This is a genomic window from Methylocystis sp., from assembly GCF_051061225.1.
Lineage (GTDB): Bacteria > Pseudomonadota > Alphaproteobacteria > Rhizobiales > Beijerinckiaceae > Methylocystis.
Genome location: NZ_JBPFEB010000149.1, coordinates 21,915 through 40,351 on the forward strand (window position 1 = coordinate 21,915; position 18,437 = coordinate 40,351).

An 18,437-nucleotide genomic window follows, 5' to 3' on the forward strand; every position below is an offset into this window, starting at 1 on the left:
AGGAGCGACGGCAAGAAAATGGGATTTTTTTATTTCGACGAAAGCATACGGGACCACGGCGGATTTATCGTCGGGGCTTTCATCTACTCGGAAGAAGAGCTGACCCCTTTGGTGTTGGGAGCCATCACGCGAGTGGGGCTCCAACCGAAGGTGGATGAATTCAAAAGCAGCTCCCAAATGACCAAAAGCCCCCAACAACTCCAGCTGCGCAGCGCCCTTGCTGATCTATTGCGCGCCCATTGTCGGGTTGGGGTCCTTGTGCTCCCTCGATCAGAGCGAGAGTCGCTTGGCAGGGAGGCGCTACGATGTTTGGGAATGCTGATCAAAAGGAACGGATTGTTAGAGACCCGGCATATGGCGTTTTTTGATGAGGGAATAGCGTTCTGTGACTCCCAGCCCAGCGAGCTTCTCCAATCGTGCGAAGTGGTGCTCAATCAAGACTCAAGGGTATGCGCTGGGATTCAAATTGCCGATTACGCGGCGCATTGCCTAGGCAGCATGCTTCTCGAGGAAATCGGGTTGCTGCAAAAAACCATCAAGAACGATTCGTTCAATGGGTATGAAGAGGGCATCGAAATCGAGCTTGGCTTCGAGCTATGGGCATCCCTCCGTTATTCCTTCTTCATGGAACCGCCCCCTGTCGAGGAAAGCCCTGGTCGAAATTATGTTAGGGCGATGACAGGGGTGGTAACCGGCCGAGGCTTGCATATAGCTGAGACGTGCGACCCCGACCTGCGACAAGCTGCGGTTCAGCGATTTGGGACGACCTACCTCGGTTGCATCTACTAATCCAGACGTGCTCGGAAGCGGTGATAACAGACAGGAGAAAGAGAAATGGATCGCGTTGAAGTTCAAGCACAGGACCTGGATGGCGGTTGGCTCACCTACACGATCACGCAAAACCAGCCGCTGCTCATCAAGACCGCTATGGAGCAGCTCAAGTGGCAGTTCCCCGATAGGCGGGTTCGGGCCATCGACGAGAACGGTAGGCTTGTAGACTTTTTGGCGTGAAGGCGGGAGGGCTCTCAAACCAGATCAACAATCCGGCGCTGCGCCAGACCATCCGCCTCAATGTAGCGTTGTGTCGTCGAAAGGGCCGTGTGACCGGCGAGCAACTGCACGTCACGAAGACTCCCTCCGACCGTGGAAATTTTCCGGGCGGCGTTCGTGATGAAGGTTCTGCGTCCACTGTGGCTTGATGCGCCTGTGAAGCCGAGAGCGCGATACCAGTCCGCAAACATATTGACGATGGTGTAAGAAGAAGTTCGACCGGCTCTTTCCGTCGTGATGACGAATGCGCTCGGCCGAACTGCATTGTCAGCTTCACGCTTCACGGCTGCGAAAGCGACCTGCAAATCCTTGCTCATGGGAATAACGCGACCGGAGTTTCCTTTCGCCGCGAGATCCGTGAGGTGGATTGCATCGGAGAGATTTCCTCCCGCATCCGTCACCATGTCCCATGTCAGGCAGGCGATCTCCTTTGCGCGCAGTCCGGCCTTCACTGACAGCAGAAAGATGAGCCGATTGCGCAGGGGATGACGCGTCTTCTGCAGGAACGATTGCACCGCGTTGATTTGGGCCTTCGAGAGGGTCTTCGCTTGCTTGGTGAGGGCCATGGCGAACTCGTTATAAAGGATGAGAACAGTAGTGGAACATAATGGATTTTTCCCGGATGGGCTAGCTGGAATTTTTCTCACTGACGTTTTTCAGCGGTTTGCGAGCACTGGTTGTGAAACGAACCTTTTAAAATGAAATCGGGGAGGGCATTTGTAAATACGGGAAGGGGTGAGAGATCCGATCCTTTTTCTTTTTAATTAGAATAAGGGGACAGACGAAAAAACATCCCTCTTGCCAAGGTGATCGACCTGATCAACATTTCTCGGACCTTGTCGTGCAAGGGAACCCTCACCCGTCAATTGGATGCAGTATCTCCCCGACACTGCTAGTGGAAAGTGTGCCATGGACCCGTCGCCTATCGCGTTGAACAAAGACCTTGCTGATCGCCTCGTCGCCTCGTGGACCTCAGCGCGGCGCTCTGTCCTTGACTTTGCAGAGCTCGCCTGGGAAGTCCGGCGAAGCCATTCGCACAGAACCAAAGGCTACAACGCCAGCTTTCGAGAGTTTTGGCGAACTTACCATATGGACAAGACTTTTGGCTCGCTTCCGAACTTCACGAAGTATGCCGAGGCCGGCGGAACGATCCTCCGTATTCGCAAAGACTACCCCGATTACGAAAGCCGCTTGCCAACCTCGCTGCGCGCTCTCTATGAGGTATCGCAGCTGAAAGCAGATGAGCTTGCAATTTGCTTTGAGGACACCTTCACGCGCGACGAGATCACTGAGGATCGCTCGAAGTGGAAGGGGGGCTCCGCGCCGAAGCCACTCATTACGCCAACGACCCCGGCGGAGGAAATACGACGTTGGCGCCAACAATGGCGCAAGCCAGTTTCAGCTAAACAACAGAGCACAATCACACTGGCGCGAATCGAAGTTGATCGGGGCGCGTTTAAGACGGGAACAGGCTCAATTCCCCCCGAGATTCAGAAGCTGGTCCGGGAACTCGTGAGCGCTCTGCAAGAGACAGTTGAAGGCTCAAGAACCGAAAAGTTCCCCGTCCAGATACGCGCTATCAATAGCATCGAGACGAATAACGAAATGAGTTCGAGCCTTGGTGAAGATGAACTGAAAGAAAAGAAGCAAAACCGGAGCGACAAGAAATTCGAAAACTTCCTTTTGTGGCTCATTAAGCAAAAGGACGATTACCTGGATTTCGGCTCGGACGCGAAATTCAAGTTCGGATACTACGAGATCACCGACCACTTCAACTTCATCCAATACGAGGAAAGGCAGGTGAAAAAGAAAACAAAGAAGGACCTTGGAATTAGAGCGGTCATCGTCTCCCCTACTAAGGACGAACTCCAACTGGCAGTGATGAAAGAATATGTCAAACAGTTTGGAGCTCGCCGCCTCTTGTCCCTCATATATAGGTCCACCGGTCAGGGTCCTTGGGACGAGAAGAAGCAGGTCTATTCGCGTGCCCGTGAGAGATACGAGGAAGCATCCAGGCTAGAGCACGAACTGCGGAGCAACCGAAAGGCCATGTTCGAGCCAGTCTTTCCAGCGGAGAAGAGATTGGAAGCAAAGACGCGCGTCGAGGAACTCTTGAATCTGCTCCCTGATCACTTGCAAGGGCTAAGCGAAGCGGAGCTCTCAAAACGGGTCCAAAAGCTCCTAGCGCAGCCGGCCAAGGATGATGTCCAGCAACTTGACTCGCCGTCTGGGGAGGTCAAGCTTATCGTATACTCCGGGAAAGCGGCTTAGCGGTTTGGCATCGCCGCATAGAGGCATCCTATCCTTCTTCTTCTTACCTTGGCTGGACACCTTGAAGCCCATCAGCCTCTTTCTCGGGGGCCGGATAGGCTTGATGGGCCTAATGGGTCTGGGAGTCGGAACCGTCGGAGGTCGCACGATTGCGCGCAACGGCTTCATTGGCGGCCTCCGATTTCGGTGGGTTGCTTAGGAAGCCCGCTCACGGGAAGCTGACCGCGTAGAGCCTCTGCGCAAACGGAACGGATGAAAGACGAAAGCCTTTGGCCTTTGGCTTCGGCACAGGCTTTCATTCGTTCCTTTAACCAAGCGGGGCATCGGAAAGCGACTATTGAGTTGGTTGTATCCATGTTCTGGCCTCGCCCTTGTTTCTATTCCGTGATTTCTTTTGCCGCTGAACTCGGGCTCGTGCTTTTACGCGCGCAGAGGGTTGTGCCGCTATTCGCTTCGCGCCCGCCTTCCTTCTTGGCCTCATCGCTTTCTTCAGCGGCCTTAGACAGCAGCAGCAACTCGTAGCTAATCCAGTCATCCGGGTCGGCTAGAAGATTTTTGAGGCACTCGATCTTTTCCGCAATTGTTAGTCCACTCATTGGAAATCCTTTCGGTCTTGCAGCGAACGCAAGTCCGCTGTGTTCGATTTATCGCGAAGGGGCGGGAAGCGCCCACTCGAAGGTATTTAGGTAAAACGAAAACGCGAGGCGAAGCGTTTGAGATGCACTGCAGAACGGCGTCCGCGTGGCGCTCGTTTCACGTGTGAAATGGCGCGACCACCCTTTTTGCTGAAGGAATGAACGCGAACAAAAGTGCTGAGGCTTGATGATGCGTTACTCTTACATCGATGCAATCTGTGGGGCGGGTAAGACCGAAGCCGCCATTCGACACATCATCCATAGGGTGAGGTGGGATGATAAATTTGTCCTGATGATGCCGACGACCGTATTGATCGAGCAGACAGCAAAGAGGTTCAAGGAGCTCGGTTACGACGACAATCTAAAAGTCATCCATGGGAAGAACGACGATGCCAGCGTGGCAAAAAGAATTCATGCTTTCTTTGGTAGCCCCGGAGCCCGTGGAGTTCTGATTATTACCTCTGTTGCCTGGCGATGGGTAAAGGCGCGCGATTTGAAGGACTGGCACGCAATCGTTGACGAGTGCCCGCAGATCTTCCGCGTGACGCTCGTCGACTCGAAAAGCATCAGGGATCGGCTCCTGTCGCATCTAGAGGTTACTCCGATTTCTGAATGTAGCTACTCGACGGTGAGCCTCCGTAAGGGCTCAGGAGCCGCGATAAAATCCCTTTGGGATGAGAGTAAGACTGATACAGCTATCGTCTGCCTCGCGAAGACTGCCGAGCGTCTCCATCTGGGAGACAAGACCTACGTGACGACGGAACCTTTCGAGAAGTTTTCCGCGGGTAGGTCGAACTCAGTTACCTTCTACCATGTGACGCCGCCTTCCATTTTCAAAGGCTTCAAGAGCGTCACGATCATGGGAGCGAACTTCACCCACTCAGAGCTGTATCAGCTTTGGAGCCACTGGGGCGTTCAATTTGTGAGAAGAGACACCCTAGAAAAGCAGCTAGACCTCCCATCTGTGCATCCGCAAGCCGTTGGCGAGGCTTTGAATATCCATTACCTTTGCCAGGACTACTCGGCGCAATTCAAAAAGAAGCATATGTGGATCCTTGAGACCGAGTTCAGGAGAGCCGTCACTGAGGTCTTCAAAGGGGAGGATTTCATCTACACGCTAAATGCGAGTGATAACCTGCGTCTGCTAGAGGGTTTCGCAAACGCAAAGTATGTTGAACCAAAGGCCCACGGGCAGAACAGCTATCGGCACATCGACTGTGCGGCGGTTTTTGGTCATTTCAACCTGAGCAATGATCAGGCGGCGTTTCTTGTTTCCCAGTTCGGCTTCACACGGGAGAACGTCTGGGACCTCAGAAATGCGGATATCTATTATCAATTCATTTGTAGAACCTCGCTTCGCGAGGAGCCTTCGGCGCTCTTCGAAGTCACGCCTAAGAAAATCGTTGTGATGGATAAGGATATGGCTCTTTGGCTTCAGAGCCTGTTTCCGGGTTCTAGGGTTCACAGGTTCGCTTCGGAAGCTATCGGCGCACTGCCAGTCCCAACGACGGGCCGCCCAAAGAGTTCTAGTGCAAAGACTGGGCCCGAAAGAGCTCGTAAAAGCCGGGAGAAGAAAAGGTCCCTTGAGGACGAAAGGAAACTAGAAGTTCTACAGGGGCTAGTAGTCGCTGGAGAAGAAAAGTTTCACGGATCCCGTAACGGAAAGACCTTAATAAGAGAAGTTGTTGCTCCCGTTACTGAAGAGAGGAGATGGCCCGTATCTATACTGGGCAAGCCGAACTCGGATAAGTTTGTAACAACGTATGAAGAAGGATTCCATAGTCTTGTGGCGCTGCTGCAAACAGCGCATGAGCGAAGGTTCGCGCGTAAGGAAGACAACCAGCTCTTCAATGGCACGGCGTTCGTGATGGAAGGAGATAAGCCTCGAGGAAGACGGATGAAGGATATTCTTTACTCGAACATTATCTTTTTGGATATGGACAGCAAGGAAAAGAACTGTTGTCCCATTGAGTTTGCTTCGGCTTTCTCTGGCCTTGAGATGGTTATCCATTCAACATTCTCTTCGGCACCCGATCATAGGCGGTGGCATGTTGTGATCCCTCTCAGCCGCTCAGTCTTGGCAAAGGAATACTTGAGCATCGCTTCGGACCTGATCCGTCTGGCCGAAGGCATGGAGTTTCCATTCGATCGCTCAAAGAAGAATGCGAACGACTTCATGTATCTGCCGTGCCAGAGTGTGGATAAGGACGCATCCTTCTTCCACCATTTCAGTGGGGAGGGACGGTATGCGCTTGATGTTGATCGTTGGTTGGCGGGGTGAGGTAAAAGCGGCTCGCTTTCAATGGGGAAATGTCGTCGAGATTGATGGGGGCAATGCATGACGGGCCGGGCCAATCGCAAGTGGAAGAAGCTGTTTGTCCCCCAATGCGACCGAAACGCTCGCAGCTACCTATATGCAACCATGTGCCCAGTGGTCATGACATTTGGCCCCGTAAACCGTAAGGGAGTTCCCCCGGCTATGCCGGGGTGGCAGTAGAAGTTTGACGTTTTCGGCAGTCCACCGTCGTAATTTCCAGTCGGGAGCCGCCAAGCACACGATGAGGAAATCGGACGATGGACGAGTATGAGAGCTTAAGTCACACGCGGAGGGACTGCAAATACCATCGTTGGGTTTATTCCCAAATGTCGCAGAAGGGCGCTTTATGGTGAACTGCGGCGTCATCTTGGGGAGGTGTTCAAGAAGCTGGCCGTGCAGAAGGAGAGCCGAATCGAGGAGGGGCATTTGATGCCCGACCACGTGCACATGATGATCGCGATCCCGCCCAAATACCCAGTTTCTCAGGTCGTGGAATACATCAAGGGCAAGAGTGCGATCCATTTGGCGCGAGTTTACGCGGAGCGGCGACACAATTTCGCGGGGCAGCATTTTTGGGCGCGGGGATATTTCGTCTCGACCGTCGGGCGAGACGAGCAGGTGATCCGGGAATATAATTCGCAACCAGGAATTCGAAGATGCCCGGCTGGAGCAGTTGAACCTGTGGCGATGACGCTGTGCAGCCGCCTTTAGGCGGCCCACAAAATCGGGGCCGCGTAAGCGACTCCACAGCCGCTATGAGCGGCTCACATCATAAAGCCCCCGGCTTTGCCGGGGGATACTTAGTGCATTTTGGATTCTGCAACATCAGTTGAGACATCCGCGACGGTAAAAATATTCAACATTATCGGGCAGCCATCGGCCAATCGAAGAACCTCATTTCGATCGTCTTCATTGCTAACCAAAATCCATATTGTCAGCTGCTCGCATAGGATGCGAAACAATTCTCTCTGCGTCTCGGAAATGACCCCAATATCCACCCTAAAGTCCAGGCCGTTAATACGTTGGCGCACTATCTCGGCGAGCTTTGCTATTCGCCATGCAATTGCGGATGGGCTGAGTCTGGAGAAGTTTCCAAAAAACATGTAGCGGTTGCCAGCGAAATCATTACAGAGATTGAAGCCGCAGATCGCACCTAACTGGTAAACCGCCCGGTCTCCGGCTGTTTCAATCGGAGATATTATCCATCCGTGCAGCAGTAAATATGCACCGATGTCTGGATCAACTGCCTTAGGCTGGCTTTCTTTTTGCGCTGTTTGACTTATAGCCAGAACAATTGCTTCTTCAGCCTTTGCTCGAAAAGTTGAACTGTTGTATTTAACAGTATCAAGCGCCGCAACGTTGAAAGGTAGTTGCTCTTGATCGTGCTGGAAGGGAATAATATACTTGTTAAATCCCAGCATCAGCCCATATTCCATGTTAACATTGGCGTTCGGTCGTTGAATTTGCCCGACGGTATCTTCGTTTAAAAGCACGATACAGAACTGCGATTGTATTATTCGAGAGCAGATTTTTTGGCAGAAGACCTGCTGGGCAGGCGAGAGAGAGCCTCCCGCCTCATAAGTCTCTATTCTTCGATCTTTGAGTATGGAGCGAAGTACTTCCATTTCGAGGCTGCTACGATTAAATCCGTATGCAATAAAGCAGCTCGGTGAAGACGAAAAAACGTACCCGCAGCTTGGAAGGCCGACGATACAAATTTCATTTGCGCGAATGCGGTTGTCCAAAACGTCACCCTGCTTGCGTGAATTCCAATTGGCTCTTGGGACAGGTCACTATCCCGCGCCGTAAAAATCAAGAATTTTTTATGGAAATCGGGTTTATAAGGATGAGGTCAAAGCCCTTTTCTCTTGACGGCTCGGCTATTCAACCCACTCTGTATCCAGATTGTGTGCGGTCGTTTGAAAAAGGGAATACAGATGACGCTTACCGCAAAGCAACAGAACGAGCTGAAGAAAATTATCAAGATAGCGAGCGAGCTCCTCGAGCAGGCCGAAAAGGGAAATGGTAGGGGCAATGGCGCCAAAAGGGGCGCTACCCAGAGAACCCGCCGCTCGGGCGCAGAATTAGCGAGCTTCAGAAAGCAACTGAAGAACGATAGGAAGGCTGGGGTTCCTGTCGCCGAGATCGCCAAAAAGTACGGCGTCAGTGTCTCTTACATCTACCAGCTCTGAGAAATGAGCGCCCCGCGATCTACCGGGGTCGTCCGTTCAAAATCGAACTGAGGAGGCAGATTTCGCACACGCCTCCCAAATCTGCATATTGTAACAGACGAGGCTGAGCTGTAGCATCGAGTTTACCTGGACATCTGGAGAACCCTATGCAGAAAATTGGCCTCGCATTTGCGCTTATGTTTCTCAGTTCCCCTGCATTCGCTGACCGCCAATCTGCGGATGCTTGCTCTGCGAGTCTCTCGCCGGACGCAAAATCGATCTATGACGCCGCTGTGGGGAAAATGCACCGGGGAGGCGACAACAGAGCAGTCGTAACAGAGATAACGGAAAGCATGGTGAGTTCGGGTCAGCTTAGCATCTTCAGCGCAAAGAAGACTGCGCAAGCCGCAGGGGCCTGTCTGAAAATGCTGTCCAACTGAGACTGAGGCATAAAGGAAGACTTCGGGGAATTTAGCGCTTGATGAATCTCGCAGGAAATCGCCCTCCCCTCCCTTAAGAAGGCTTTCTTCCCCGATGGTAGACCGCGCTCTTGCTTGCCCCATTTATTGATCGAAATCTTTATGAAGGAGTGGCCTATGAAAACCGCTGCGATCGCCCTGCTAGGCTCAATTTTATTGTCAGGCACGGTCTACGCTCAGGAAGCGGCGGCTCCTTCTTCGGATGACTGCTCCGCCAAGGCTGTTGATAAAAAGCTGGCAGGAGCCGCGAAGAATAGCTTCATAAAGAAATGCGAGCGGGACGCAGCTCAAGGCTCCTGTGATGCTTCAGCAGCTGAAAAGAAGCTGCACGGGGCTGCGAAAAACAGCTTCGTAAAAAAATGCGTAAAGGACGCAACGGCCCACTAAATGGCTCACGGAGACCAAGCTCTCCGCCAGGGCTTAACTCAAAAGACAAACGCCCCGCGCAGATTTGTTCGGCGTGGGGCGCATACTCGTTGTCGCCAGTGGCGGATAGCCGAATAACGGCTCAGTGTTTCGTCACGACCAAAAATCCCTCATCCTCAAGGTCTTCAGTGAGCGCCCCTGCTGCGAGGTAGTCGACGGCAAAGCGTCGGTCTAGCCACAGCCACTCATCGAGGTTTAGCCTTTCGCGGACGAACCGTTGGGCAGCTTCGGTAAGGGGCTCGAACAACCATACGCACGCCTGATCGGTGACGACAAAGTCCTGCGTTCCCATGGCTCTCCCCTTCCTCTTTAGTCACCTTGTTCGGGGTGATGTCGTTTCGCTTTTTGCGGATCGACCTGCGTAGGCTAATCTAGGCGCAAAGCTTGGCAATCCCGCATTTTGCCGCAGTAGGCTATTGCCAAGCCGCTTGGGAGTTTCCTCGTTGCCGCAACCTTGACAATTTTCTGCAGACTGTCGCCGTAGGGCTCGGATATGAAAACCGTGAAATTCCCTGACTCCAAGCGCCAAATCTCAACCGCTGGCGGCGAGTGGGGTGGCAAATGGCGCTTACGTCTTTATTTAAGGGCCTTGGCGACACCTTGAGGCCGTGCTTTCCAAGCGATGGAGGCGAAGCTGACCAACGATTTCGCTCCGAAGGCGTCGGCAGACATTGAGCACGAAAATTTGACTCGCAATGAATTGCTGGCGCTCTTACGTGATGTGACTGAGCAACGGGATCTAGTGCTTTCCCAGTTCGAGGCGATGGCATTTCAAACTGACGAGTCGGGCCGACAGGTTGCCGAAGCCCGGCAGGATGAGCATTACGAAGCCAAGAGAGCCGAGGACAACGAGCGTCACGCGGAACAGGAAACTGCCCACGCCACAGAGCTTTCACGCCAGCTGGAGGAAGAGAGACGCAAGAGCGCCGCAATCGCTGCGGAATTCGCCAGATTTCGCGATGCTATGGAGCGCGCGCCAGTTGAGGCCCCCTGGAGCGTGTTTGGGCGTGCTGCTTTACAGATCGTCAGAAATTGCGTTGCTTGGGTGAGAGCAAAGATCCCGCCGAACAGCCCGTTGCTGCCTTGGTTCGACCGAGCGGTTGAGTTGGGAAAAACGACAGGGAGCCTTCTATTCCGGTTGGGTAAAGCCTTCTTCGGATGGGCGAAGCCGCACGCGCTCGACTTGTGGCGCTGGCTCAAAAGCGAAGCCGCAAGGCGCATGAAGAAGGAAAAAGGCGGGCCCTAGTCGAAAGAATGGGATCCCTCGAACCCAGGAAAACGTGCAACCGTTCGGAAGCGTGGGCGATGCCGCGGACTATTCCGGCTGATATCGCCATTGCTTAATTTCAATTCGACCGAACGAGTCCCTGGGGTGCCCAGAAATAGCTCACCTAAAGCCTTTCGAGCCCATTGAGAGCGCCGAGTATCAAGGGAGGAGGGAAATCCCTGAAAATTTGACAAAACCGGAGGGATGCTGAAGGCTTCGTCTCGGCCTTGGAGGATTTCCAGGAACTATACCGACGCTCGTGTTACGCTGAGGGACAACCGCTACGCCGCACATTGGTTTTTACGGCCTGGCGGCTATTCATGAGCGACAGCTGCCCCCTCCTACTTTCTAGGAAATACCTCTTTTCCGTTGGGAGGCTCTATCGCACAGGACAGGTTCAACCGGGACAGGTCCAGCCATGAAATCTCTCCGGATCGTCGTTCGGCATCATGGAGGCCCAGAGGTCTTAGAAACCATAGAGGAAGAGGCACCAGAGCCAGGGCGAGGCGAGGTGCGGGTGAGAGTGCTCTTTGCCGGCGTATCCTTCGCGGAAATGCTGATGCGGGAGGGGCTTCATCCGGAAAAGACGCCCCTTCCATTCACGCCTGGATGGGACATCGTGGGTGTGGTGGAAAAGGTTGGAGAGGACGCTTCGAGAGCATGGATCGGTCAGATGGTTGCGGCTCTGCCGATCCATGGCGGCTACGCCCAGCACATCTGCCTTTCGCAGACTGAACTCACTCCTGTTCCAGATGGCCTTGATCCCGCCGAAGTAGTTAGCCTCGTGCTAAATTACGTAACGGCTTATCAGATGATGCATCGCGTGGCGCACGTCTCGCCAGGTCAGCGGGTGCTCATTCATGGCGCCGCGGGAGGAGTCGGCACGGCTTTATTGCAACTTGGCCGCCTGATGGGTCTGGAAATGTATGGCACCGCATCTCTGGCAGCCCATCAGACAGTATCTGATCTGGGCGCGACGCCTATCGATTATCAAAATATCGACTTTGTTGCTGAGATTCACCGCTTGACGGGCGAAGGCGTGGATATCGTTTTCGATGGTGTCGGCGAAGCGAATGTTTGGCGCTCATTCAACGCTCTGAGGCCGGGTGGGCGTGTCGTCGTTTACGGCTTTACTTCATTTCTGAAAACGGGCCAGCTGGCAGGTGGTTTGCGATACCGTTTTCGTGGCTTGCTGAGACCGGCTTGGCATGCGCTCCGCGCTTTCCTCTCACCCGGCCGACGACGCGTTCTTCCCTATAGCATACAGGTCCTCAAGCGGTGGAAGCCTGATTGGTTTCGCGAAGATTTGAGTGCGTTGCTCGATCTGCTCCGTGAAGAGAAAATCAAGCCGCTGATCGCCGAGCGCATTCCCCTGAGTGAGGCTCACGGCGCACACGAATTGCTCGGACAGGGATCAGTGAAGGGCAAGCTTGTTCTGATTTGCGATTCATCTTGAGGCGCACGGAAGCGGCTGGAAGGCCGTGGGGAAGACGGCCGGTGTATTTGAATCGCGATGAGCTTTCCAGGGTTTGGTTTAAGCTTCAGGTGCGGGCGCGAGCGCGCCGGTGGAGCACTACCGAGAGCCGCAAAATCTCCGTGCGGCCGAGTAATGAACCTCGCTACCAGGTATTACGGTCGAACTGGCGCCTGCATTTCAAAAGCTGGCGCAGGTCTCGCGCCAACGATTTCATATTCTGTTTTGCGGAGGCAGAAAAAAGGAACAGGCCAAGCCAGCGAAAAAAGCTTCTGGCGGTATTCAAGAGTTACCGGGCCTCCCGATGGCATCGCCTGCAACTTTTTCCACACAGCCTGATCGGGCACGGAAAAGGCGAATGTGTTGTCTATGTTGACGTTGCCGCGCGGCCCTCCAGAGGTGAAATTGGGCAGTGCGAGCTGGCCTTCGTTTGTCCAACAGGCGACCCCCTTTGTGGAAAGCTTGCTGATAACTCCGGTCCGTGTCCCTACCGAGTAATTGTACAGATTCAGCAAGGCAGTAACTGCAAGAAAGACCACAATTGGCGGGCCAAAAATCAAGGGAATTTTAGCCTTCCACGGCAATGACGAAAACCAAGCACCACTTTTAGCTGCTGTAGTATTGGCAGGCATACGCAGCGCCCTCGCGTGAAAGTTGGCCAAATCTTCGGTCAAAACGGTATGCTCCTGCCTTGACGAAAGCAAGACAATGGTTGAGCGAGCGAAGAATCATGTCCGTTGATTATAAAATCGCACTCGTAGCGGCGTCGAGCTCAAGGATTCTGAAACGGCTCGGCTTCTCGCCCTGGTGGGGCTGCGATGAGTTTCATCACGCCGCTTGTCAGAGCTACGATAAGCCGCGCTGGTCTGTCGGACCTAAGCACTCGAACACAGGACCTCTCATCCCTGTTTGAGTTTAATCCTACGGTTCTAGTTCCACCGGCGCGATATCAGCTTCCGCAGGGGGGCGTGATCGTCATTCCTCCCGGATGGGGGGCAGCCCCTTGGGCACCACATACACAGCCCCCTGTCTACATCTACCGTTACAAACCCTTTATCGAAGACAATTACTGACGCAATTTGATTTCCCAGTAGCATAAGGGGCTTGGGCGTGGTTTTTGCCTTCGCCCCAAAGCTCCCTCCGGCATTTTAGGCACCATTCCAGCTATAGCTGTCACCGGCGACCTTCGTGGCTTCCTGATGCTTAATCGCCTCCACTTCCCCAACCTTATTCATCGAGGGCTGCTGGGCGGGGCCGGAACTTGGCTTAATTCTCTATGCTGCGGTCGGGGCGGATACACCCGAAGTCCCTGATGCCGGCGGATGGTTATCGATTTCCCGCAGACCCACCTGGCGCGACCGTTGAAAGGCTCCCGCCCGAGACGCCTCCATCTGCGTCCTTGTTAAGATCAAGCAAGGCTGTGGCTCGGACTTCAAAAATCCGGTAAAAGGGTCAGTCAATCGCCAACTGCACGATCGAAGTCGCAGGTAGATCATGACGGATTCGGGAAGACCCAATGGGCTGCGCGTGCTGCTGAATTACGGAACCGCAGTTTTCGCCATAGTGATAGCCGCCCTTATCAGGCATTGGCTAGATGTCCTTCTCGCGCCTCGCCCATTCGTCCCTTTTTTCCTGGCAATTTTAATTGTCATAGTTATTGCCGGTCCCGGACCAGGCGCGGTCGCAACGATCGGCTCTGCATTGGCGGTAGCATTTTTCTTCTTGGAGCCTGCTGGTTCGCTTGAGATAGCAGTACGCGACGATCAAATTCGTTGGGTTATTTTTGTCTCTCTTGGGCTCACAATGAGCCTTGTTGCAGAGCGTATTCGTCAAAAGCGTCAGGCCAAAACCCAGGCTGAAGCGGATCGGTTGCGCGATGCCGCAATGAAAGAACTTCAGCGGACCGAGGAGCGATACCGCAAGTTATTCGAAACAAGCCGAGACGGGATTGCCCTGGTAGACTTGGGAGGCCAGTTTCTTGACGCTAACGATGCCTTTCAATGCATGGTTGGCTATTCCCTTGATGAGCTGCAAACAATGTCTTATCAGGAGCTTACACCCTTTCGATGGCGGCAAATGGAAGCCGCAATTGTCGAAGACCGAATTTTGGGTGGCGGCGACTCGGGCGAATATGAAAAGGAATATATCTGCAAAGACGGCTCGGTTATCCCAATCAGCATCAGAGCGTGGCCAGAGCGCGGCCCATGCGGAGAATTGCTCGGAATGCGCGCCTTCGTGCGGGATATCACGGACCGAAAGCGCGCTGAAGAAGTCATGAAAGAAAGCGCCCGCCGCAAGGATCAGTTTATTGCAACGATGGCCCACGAGCTTCGTAATCCCTTGGCGGCTATACGAAGTGCGACCTATGTCCTCTGGAACGAGGCTGTGTCAGGAAAGGTTGCAAAGCTCGAATCCGGGGCGCTTCCGGTCATCAACCGACAACTTAATCAGCTAGTTCGACTAGTCGATGACCTATTAGACGTTTCCAGAATCAAGAACGGAAAATTCGAGATCAAGAAAAGGCGCATTGATCTCACGGAAATTCTAAGGCATTCCGCGGAAACAGTCCGGTCAACGATAGATTGCGGAGCACACGACTTCGAAATGGAAGTACCGGAAGAGCCTCTCCTGCTGGACGGTGATGCGGTACGTCTTGAACAGATATTCACCAATCTCCTCAACAATGCCGCTAGCTATACGAACCCGGGAGGCCGAATCTGGCTCACGGCAGTGCGTCGGCATGGCAAAGCGATCATCACCGTGCGAGACACCGGGGTCGGAATACCTGAAGGAATGCTACTGCGCATTTTTGAGCCGTTCTCGCAGGCGGACAACAGACTTAAGGACTCACACGAAGGACTTGGGATCGGCCTCACGTTAGTTAAGGCTTTGGTGGAGTTGCACGGTGGGGCGGTAGAGGCTCAAAGCGAGGGGATTGGTCTTGGCAGTGCCTTCGTGGTTAGTCTGCCAGTCTTTGACCATGATCACGATACGTGCGCCGTGGGCGCATTACACGAGCTGCCTAATTTAGCTTTTTAACGGGCTTCCAAATGGCTTTGTCTGAGGCGGTCCTGCAGTAGGCTTAATTGTCTCAACTCCGGCCGTCCCCGTTCGTCGTGGCCTTGGCTGGCACGCGATGTTTTTTACTGAGAGCGTAGCGAAATCTTTGCATTGCGAATCCTCGCCGTGCCCCTAAATAAACGTAACGTAGCCGGATTCGCTCTCACGATTTTCTCCCGCCGCGTCTCGCGATGAAACTGTCATGGTTTGGCTTAGTTCGTAATGATGGGGCAAGGTTTCCAAGCGATGGTAGCTCACGTCCTCCAGTGTCACTGAAGTTCAAAATGGAACCAGTGGATTGAACCGCCAATGGGGCCGGTTTTGATTCTTCCAGGACCTTCCGGATGCATCAAATAACAGACACGCTTTGCTTTTCTCCAAAGCTGTTTCCCTCTCCCATCACCCCCTGATGCTGAGGCTTGGGCAGGCGTTTCAACCGCCTTTCTGGGCTTTACGGCGGTGCTGGCCGATATCCAGCACCTGGCCGAAAAGGTGGGAAATTTGTCCTTGTGCGAAATGAGTCCGCGCGCGAACATCCGAGGTGAATTGATCTAATCAATACCAGATGGATTTCGTCCGCATGAATGGGCACGTTGCACCGCTGCCGAGGAAGGAGGTGGGGCGCTTCCGCCGCATCGGCTTCTTAGTTTTTCCGGACTGCGAAGTCCTCGATGTGCTCGGCCCCTTCGAGACGTTTTTCTTTGCCGACCACTGGCTGACACGACTTGGGCGGACAGCAGAACCGGGCTACCAACCCGTCATCATAGCCGACACCCCGGGGGCCGTACGAACGATGTCTGGCGTGGAAATTGTCGCCACTCATCGCTACAGCGAAATAGAGGATGGCTTGGATACGCTTGTCGTCGCCGGAGGTATAGGCGTCGAGCAGGCGAGCCAAGATGAAGCGATCGTTGAGTGGATTCGTTCGACTGCGGCAAGAGCGCGGCGGGTTGCATCGATCTGCTCGGGGGCGTTCGTATTAGCAGCGGCTGGCCTTTTGCACGAACGCCGCGTCACCACACATTGGATGTACTCCGACCTGCTTGCGAAGGCTTACCCGTCGACAAAAGTTGAAGCAAGTTTGATTTTCGCACGTGATGACAATATCTACACCTCTGGCGGGGTTACGGCGGGAATAGATCTGGCGCTTGCTCTAATAGAGGAAGACGTTGGGCGAGAAGTTATGCTTGCAGTTGCTCGGACGATCGTCGCCTTCCCGCGCCGCCCTGGGGGACAATCACAGTTCTCCGGGCATTCCGTAATGCTTAATCATAATCATGATCCCTTTAAGCCGCTACTGCCGTCAGACCGGCGGCCGGAATTTAGCGATTTGCAGGCATGGATACTCGCGAACCCGGCAGCTGATTTGAGCGTAACTTCGCTGGCAAATCGTATGGGGATGAGCGAGCGCAACTTTTCGCGTCTCTTCCATAGCGAGACAGGAGAAACGCCGGCGCAGTTTGCCGAAAGGGCGCGGGCCGAAGCGGCGCGTTACAAGCTCGAACAGACCCTCTCGCAGGTTGAAACCATCGCAAAGGAATGCGGTTTCGGCAATCCAGAGCGCATGCGGCGTACGTTCCAACGCCTTTACGATATAAGTCCGACCGACTACCGGGCGCGTTTCCGATCAACTGAGATCGGTTGACCTTGTCGTTACCCAAGCAGGGGATCAGAAACTAGGCCGAGCATTCCGAGAAAGCGGTCTAGAAGGAAAGGCGCATACCAAGCTAAAATTGAAGTCTTTTGCAGGAGGTACGTGGTGGACGAGAGAATTATAAAGTGCGTTGGCGACGGATATCAGTTGGGATACTCCCAGCCCGATGCAGAACCGGGCACCCCGTTCGACGAGCCATGGATGACATACTACCGACAGGGATTCGAACGTGGGCGAGAGGTTCGCCGGGAGGCCGACTCTCAATATGATGGCCCCACGATTGGTCCGGATCCAGGCGGAGAAAGCTGGGAGCACTACAAACGCCGGTGGGATGAGCTGGTTGAACCAATTCTTCATAAGCACATGCCCCATACTGAGGTAGAAATGGAGATCCCAGAGCCGCCCCCAATAAACGTGATTCGTTAGCGTCGCTACCAAGGCGGCGCTGGTAGGTGCGTCCTAAAAAGTTCAGAGCAAAAGCTTTTGGAAAGACACCCATGCATCCAAATGAACAGCTCCTCCGCAACCTCTTTGATCGGCTCAATGCCCATGACGCCGATGGAGTTGCCTCGTATTATGATGACCATGCGAACTTCAAGGATATCGCTTTCACGTTGACCGGCAAGAAGCAGATCTACGCCATGTGGCACATGATTTGTTCGAAAGATCAACAGGGCGTCGACAGCAACATGCGAGCGAACATCGTGAGCGTTTCCGCTGACGACTTAAATGGTCAGAGCTGTGTCGAAGAACATTATTTTTATGGGAAAGGCTCACGGCGCAGACCAGTTCATAACCGCATCACATCCGAATATCTTTTCAGCAATGGGCGGATAATAGGGCAAAAAGATCATTGCGACGCGGTTTCTTGGGCTAATCAGGCGCTGGGCGGCATTGCCGGATTTCTGGCCGGTCGCTTTGAATTCATCCGCCGGTTCATTGCGATGCGGAAGGTCAAAAACCATCTCCGGGATGCGTTTACGCCGAACTAACTGGACCTTTACGAGAGTGGCCGTGCGCTCAAGCATCGGCTTAAATGCCTCTACATCTTCAGCTGATTTGCTCTTTCCAGAAGCCGGCCGCTTCTATTTCTATCGGGAACATGCCAAACACCCGCGGTAGAGCAGACCATAGTACGGCAAGATTGTCTGAAAAGGTGGGATTCTTGTCCTTGCGAAGATTGGATTTTCAGGCAAGCTTTGGTCCGCGTTTGCGGGTAACGCAAATCGAAGATTCCTAATTTATAACCACGGGACACCGATACTTAGGGAAGGAGAGCACTAATGTCTCATCCGGCTTTTCTCGCAATTGGAATCGTCACATGTAATGCTCAGGAAGATTTTACAGGTTCCGACGAACTAGTGGGAATCAAGGGTGATGACCAATTTGAAATAGGTCGGTTCAGCACCGGCGAGACTCGAGATGTGCACGTTAATCGTCCTATTTTACCCGGCGTGACGGAACTGACTATCGTGGAAAAGGATTACGATCCCGACGATGAATTGATTAGAATCGATCTTACGCAGGAAATGGATACCGACCGCATCGTGGGGGTCATGGTGGGTCGCGCCCGATATGATATTGCTTTTAAGGTGCAAAGTACCTCAGACTAGTAATTGCGAGACTTGGAAGC

General features: G+C 53.6%; 17 protein-coding genes and 1 pseudogene. 13 read left to right on the forward strand and 5 right to left on the reverse strand.

Going from position 1 to position 18,437, the window contains the following annotated elements; genetic code table 11:
- Window positions 1-18 precede the first annotated feature (18 nt).
- Entirely contained in the window at window positions 19-789 is a 771-nt protein-coding gene (locus ACR652_RS26045; protein WP_434509386.1) for a hypothetical protein, read from the forward strand.
- A gap of 45 nt (window positions 790-834) precedes the next feature.
- Window positions 835-1,011 (forward strand): hypothetical protein, encoded by a 177-nt coding sequence (locus tag ACR652_RS26050; protein WP_434509387.1) that lies wholly within the window; start codon window positions 835-837, stop codon window positions 1,009-1,011.
- A 14-nt stretch (window positions 1,012-1,025) separates the two neighbouring features.
- Here ACR652_RS26050 and ACR652_RS26055 read toward each other — a convergent pair whose 3' ends face one another.
- Window positions 1,026-1,616, reverse strand: coding sequence for a tyrosine-type recombinase/integrase (locus tag ACR652_RS26055; protein WP_434509388.1), 591 nt, complete (start codon window positions 1,614-1,616; stop codon window positions 1,026-1,028).
- Window positions 1,617-1,959: 343 nt separating this feature from the next.
- On the opposite strand from ACR652_RS26055, the gene ACR652_RS26060 reads away from it, so the two are divergent.
- Window positions 1,960-3,321 (forward strand): hypothetical protein, encoded by a 1,362-nt coding sequence (locus tag ACR652_RS26060; protein WP_434509389.1) that lies wholly within the window; start codon window positions 1,960-1,962, stop codon window positions 3,319-3,321.
- A 377-nt stretch (window positions 3,322-3,698) separates the two neighbouring features.
- Here the strand turns inward: ACR652_RS26060 and ACR652_RS26065 are convergent, their stop codons facing one another.
- Window positions 3,699-3,917 carry a hypothetical protein gene (locus ACR652_RS26065; RefSeq protein WP_434509390.1) on the reverse strand — a complete coding sequence of 73 codons (219 nt, stop codon included), beginning with the start codon at window positions 3,915-3,917 and terminating at the stop codon, window positions 3,699-3,701.
- Window positions 3,918-4,143: 226 nt separating this feature from the next.
- Between ACR652_RS26065 and ACR652_RS26070 the strand changes: the two genes are divergently transcribed.
- Window positions 4,144-6,237: a DEAD/DEAH box helicase gene (locus ACR652_RS26070; protein ID WP_434509413.1), complete on the forward strand. Its 2,094-nt coding sequence runs from the start codon at window positions 4,144-4,146 to the stop codon at window positions 6,235-6,237.
- Between the two features lie 293 nt (window positions 6,238-6,530).
- A pseudogene (gene tnpA, locus ACR652_RS26075) lies at window positions 6,531-6,964 on the forward strand (IS200/IS605 family transposase).
- A 109-nt stretch (window positions 6,965-7,073) separates the two neighbouring features.
- On the opposite strand, the gene ACR652_RS26080 reads toward tnpA, so the two are convergent.
- The gene (locus ACR652_RS26080) at window positions 7,074-8,018 is read right to left on the reverse strand and encodes a hypothetical protein (protein WP_434509391.1); all 945 of its coding nucleotides are present in this window, start codon (window positions 8,016-8,018) and stop codon (window positions 7,074-7,076) included.
- Window positions 8,019-8,210: 192 nt separating this feature from the next.
- Between ACR652_RS26080 and ACR652_RS26085 the strand changes: the two genes are divergently transcribed.
- Window positions 8,211-8,465: a hypothetical protein gene (locus tag ACR652_RS26085; RefSeq protein WP_434509392.1), complete on the forward strand. Its 255-nt coding sequence runs from the start codon at window positions 8,211-8,213 to the stop codon at window positions 8,463-8,465.
- A 575-nt stretch (window positions 8,466-9,040) separates the two neighbouring features.
- A complete protein-coding gene (locus ACR652_RS26090; RefSeq protein ID WP_434509393.1) occupies window positions 9,041-9,310 on the forward strand; it encodes a hypothetical protein in 270 nt (89 codons plus the stop codon).
- A gap of 121 nt (window positions 9,311-9,431) precedes the next feature.
- Here the strand turns inward: ACR652_RS26090 and ACR652_RS26095 are convergent, their stop codons facing one another.
- A complete protein-coding gene (locus ACR652_RS26095) occupies window positions 9,432-9,641 on the reverse strand; it encodes a hypothetical protein (protein WP_434509394.1) in 210 nt (69 codons plus the stop codon).
- Window positions 9,642-9,971: 330 nt separating this feature from the next.
- Between ACR652_RS26095 and ACR652_RS26100 the strand changes: the two genes are divergently transcribed.
- Both ACR652_RS26100 and ACR652_RS26105 read left to right on the forward strand, forming a co-directional pair.
- Window positions 9,972-10,595: a hypothetical protein gene (locus ACR652_RS26100; RefSeq protein WP_434509395.1), complete on the forward strand. Its 624-nt coding sequence runs from the start codon at window positions 9,972-9,974 to the stop codon at window positions 10,593-10,595.
- A gap of 439 nt (window positions 10,596-11,034) precedes the next feature.
- Entirely contained in the window at window positions 11,035-12,072 is a 1,038-nt protein-coding gene (locus tag ACR652_RS26105) for a medium chain dehydrogenase/reductase family protein (RefSeq protein WP_434509396.1), read from the forward strand.
- Window positions 12,073-12,245: 173 nt separating this feature from the next.
- Here the strand turns inward: ACR652_RS26105 and ACR652_RS26110 are convergent, their stop codons facing one another.
- Window positions 12,246-12,764 carry a hypothetical protein gene (locus ACR652_RS26110; RefSeq protein WP_434509397.1) on the reverse strand — a complete coding sequence of 173 codons (519 nt, stop codon included), beginning with the start codon at window positions 12,762-12,764 and terminating at the stop codon, window positions 12,246-12,248.
- Between the two features lie 820 nt (window positions 12,765-13,584).
- Between ACR652_RS26110 and ACR652_RS26115 the strand changes: the two genes are divergently transcribed.
- From ACR652_RS26115 to ACR652_RS26130, 4 genes are all read left to right on the forward strand, one after another.
- On the forward strand, window positions 13,585-15,129 hold the full coding sequence (locus ACR652_RS26115; protein WP_434509398.1) for a PAS domain-containing sensor histidine kinase: 1,545 nt from the start codon (window positions 13,585-13,587) through the stop codon (window positions 15,127-15,129).
- A 586-nt stretch (window positions 15,130-15,715) separates the two neighbouring features.
- Window positions 15,716-16,795 carry a GlxA family transcriptional regulator gene (locus tag ACR652_RS26120; RefSeq protein ID WP_434509399.1) on the forward strand — a complete coding sequence of 360 codons (1,080 nt, stop codon included), beginning with the start codon at window positions 15,716-15,718 and terminating at the stop codon, window positions 16,793-16,795.
- A gap of 506 nt (window positions 16,796-17,301) precedes the next feature.
- A complete protein-coding gene (locus ACR652_RS26125) occupies window positions 17,302-17,796 on the forward strand; it encodes a nuclear transport factor 2 family protein (protein WP_434509400.1) in 495 nt (164 codons plus the stop codon).
- Window positions 17,797-18,087: 291 nt separating this feature from the next.
- Window positions 18,088-18,417, forward strand: coding sequence for a hypothetical protein (locus tag ACR652_RS26130; RefSeq protein WP_434509401.1), 330 nt, complete (start codon window positions 18,088-18,090; stop codon window positions 18,415-18,417).
- Window positions 18,418-18,437 lie beyond the last annotated feature (20 nt).

Excerpts from the sequence above, each read along its gene's own strand:
- ACR652_RS26045 (WP_434509386.1), top strand. The coding sequence starts at position 19 with ATGGGATTTTTTTATTTCGACGAAAGCATACGGGACCACGGCGGATTT.
- ACR652_RS26050 (WP_434509387.1), top strand. The coding sequence starts at position 835 with ATGGATCGCGTTGAAGTTCAAGCACAGGACCTGGATGGCGGTTGGCTC.
- ACR652_RS26055 (WP_434509388.1), bottom strand. The coding sequence starts at position 1,616 with ATGGCCCTCACCAAGCAAGCGAAGACCCTCTCGAAGGCCCAAATCAAC.
- ACR652_RS26060 (WP_434509389.1), top strand. The coding sequence starts at position 1,960 with ATGGACCCGTCGCCTATCGCGTTGAACAAAGACCTTGCTGATCGCCTC.
- ACR652_RS26065 (WP_434509390.1), bottom strand. The coding sequence starts at position 3,917 with ATGAGTGGACTAACAATTGCGGAAAAGATCGAGTGCCTCAAAAATCTT.
- ACR652_RS26070 (WP_434509413.1), top strand. The coding sequence starts at position 4,144 with ATGATGCGTTACTCTTACATCGATGCAATCTGTGGGGCGGGTAAGACC.
- ACR652_RS26085 (WP_434509392.1), top strand. The coding sequence starts at position 8,211 with ATGACGCTTACCGCAAAGCAACAGAACGAGCTGAAGAAAATTATCAAG.
- ACR652_RS26090 (WP_434509393.1), top strand. The coding sequence starts at position 9,041 with ATGAAAACCGCTGCGATCGCCCTGCTAGGCTCAATTTTATTGTCAGGC.
- ACR652_RS26095 (WP_434509394.1), bottom strand. The coding sequence starts at position 9,641 with ATGGGAACGCAGGACTTTGTCGTCACCGATCAGGCGTGCGTATGGTTG.
- ACR652_RS26100 (WP_434509395.1), top strand. The coding sequence starts at position 9,972 with ATGGAGGCGAAGCTGACCAACGATTTCGCTCCGAAGGCGTCGGCAGAC.
- ACR652_RS26105 (WP_434509396.1), top strand. The coding sequence starts at position 11,035 with ATGAAATCTCTCCGGATCGTCGTTCGGCATCATGGAGGCCCAGAGGTC.
- ACR652_RS26115 (WP_434509398.1), top strand. The coding sequence starts at position 13,585 with ATGACGGATTCGGGAAGACCCAATGGGCTGCGCGTGCTGCTGAATTAC.
- ACR652_RS26120 (WP_434509399.1), top strand. The coding sequence starts at position 15,716 with ATGGATTTCGTCCGCATGAATGGGCACGTTGCACCGCTGCCGAGGAAG.
- ACR652_RS26125 (WP_434509400.1), top strand. The coding sequence starts at position 17,302 with ATGCATCCAAATGAACAGCTCCTCCGCAACCTCTTTGATCGGCTCAAT.
- ACR652_RS26130 (WP_434509401.1), top strand. The coding sequence starts at position 18,088 with ATGTCTCATCCGGCTTTTCTCGCAATTGGAATCGTCACATGTAATGCT.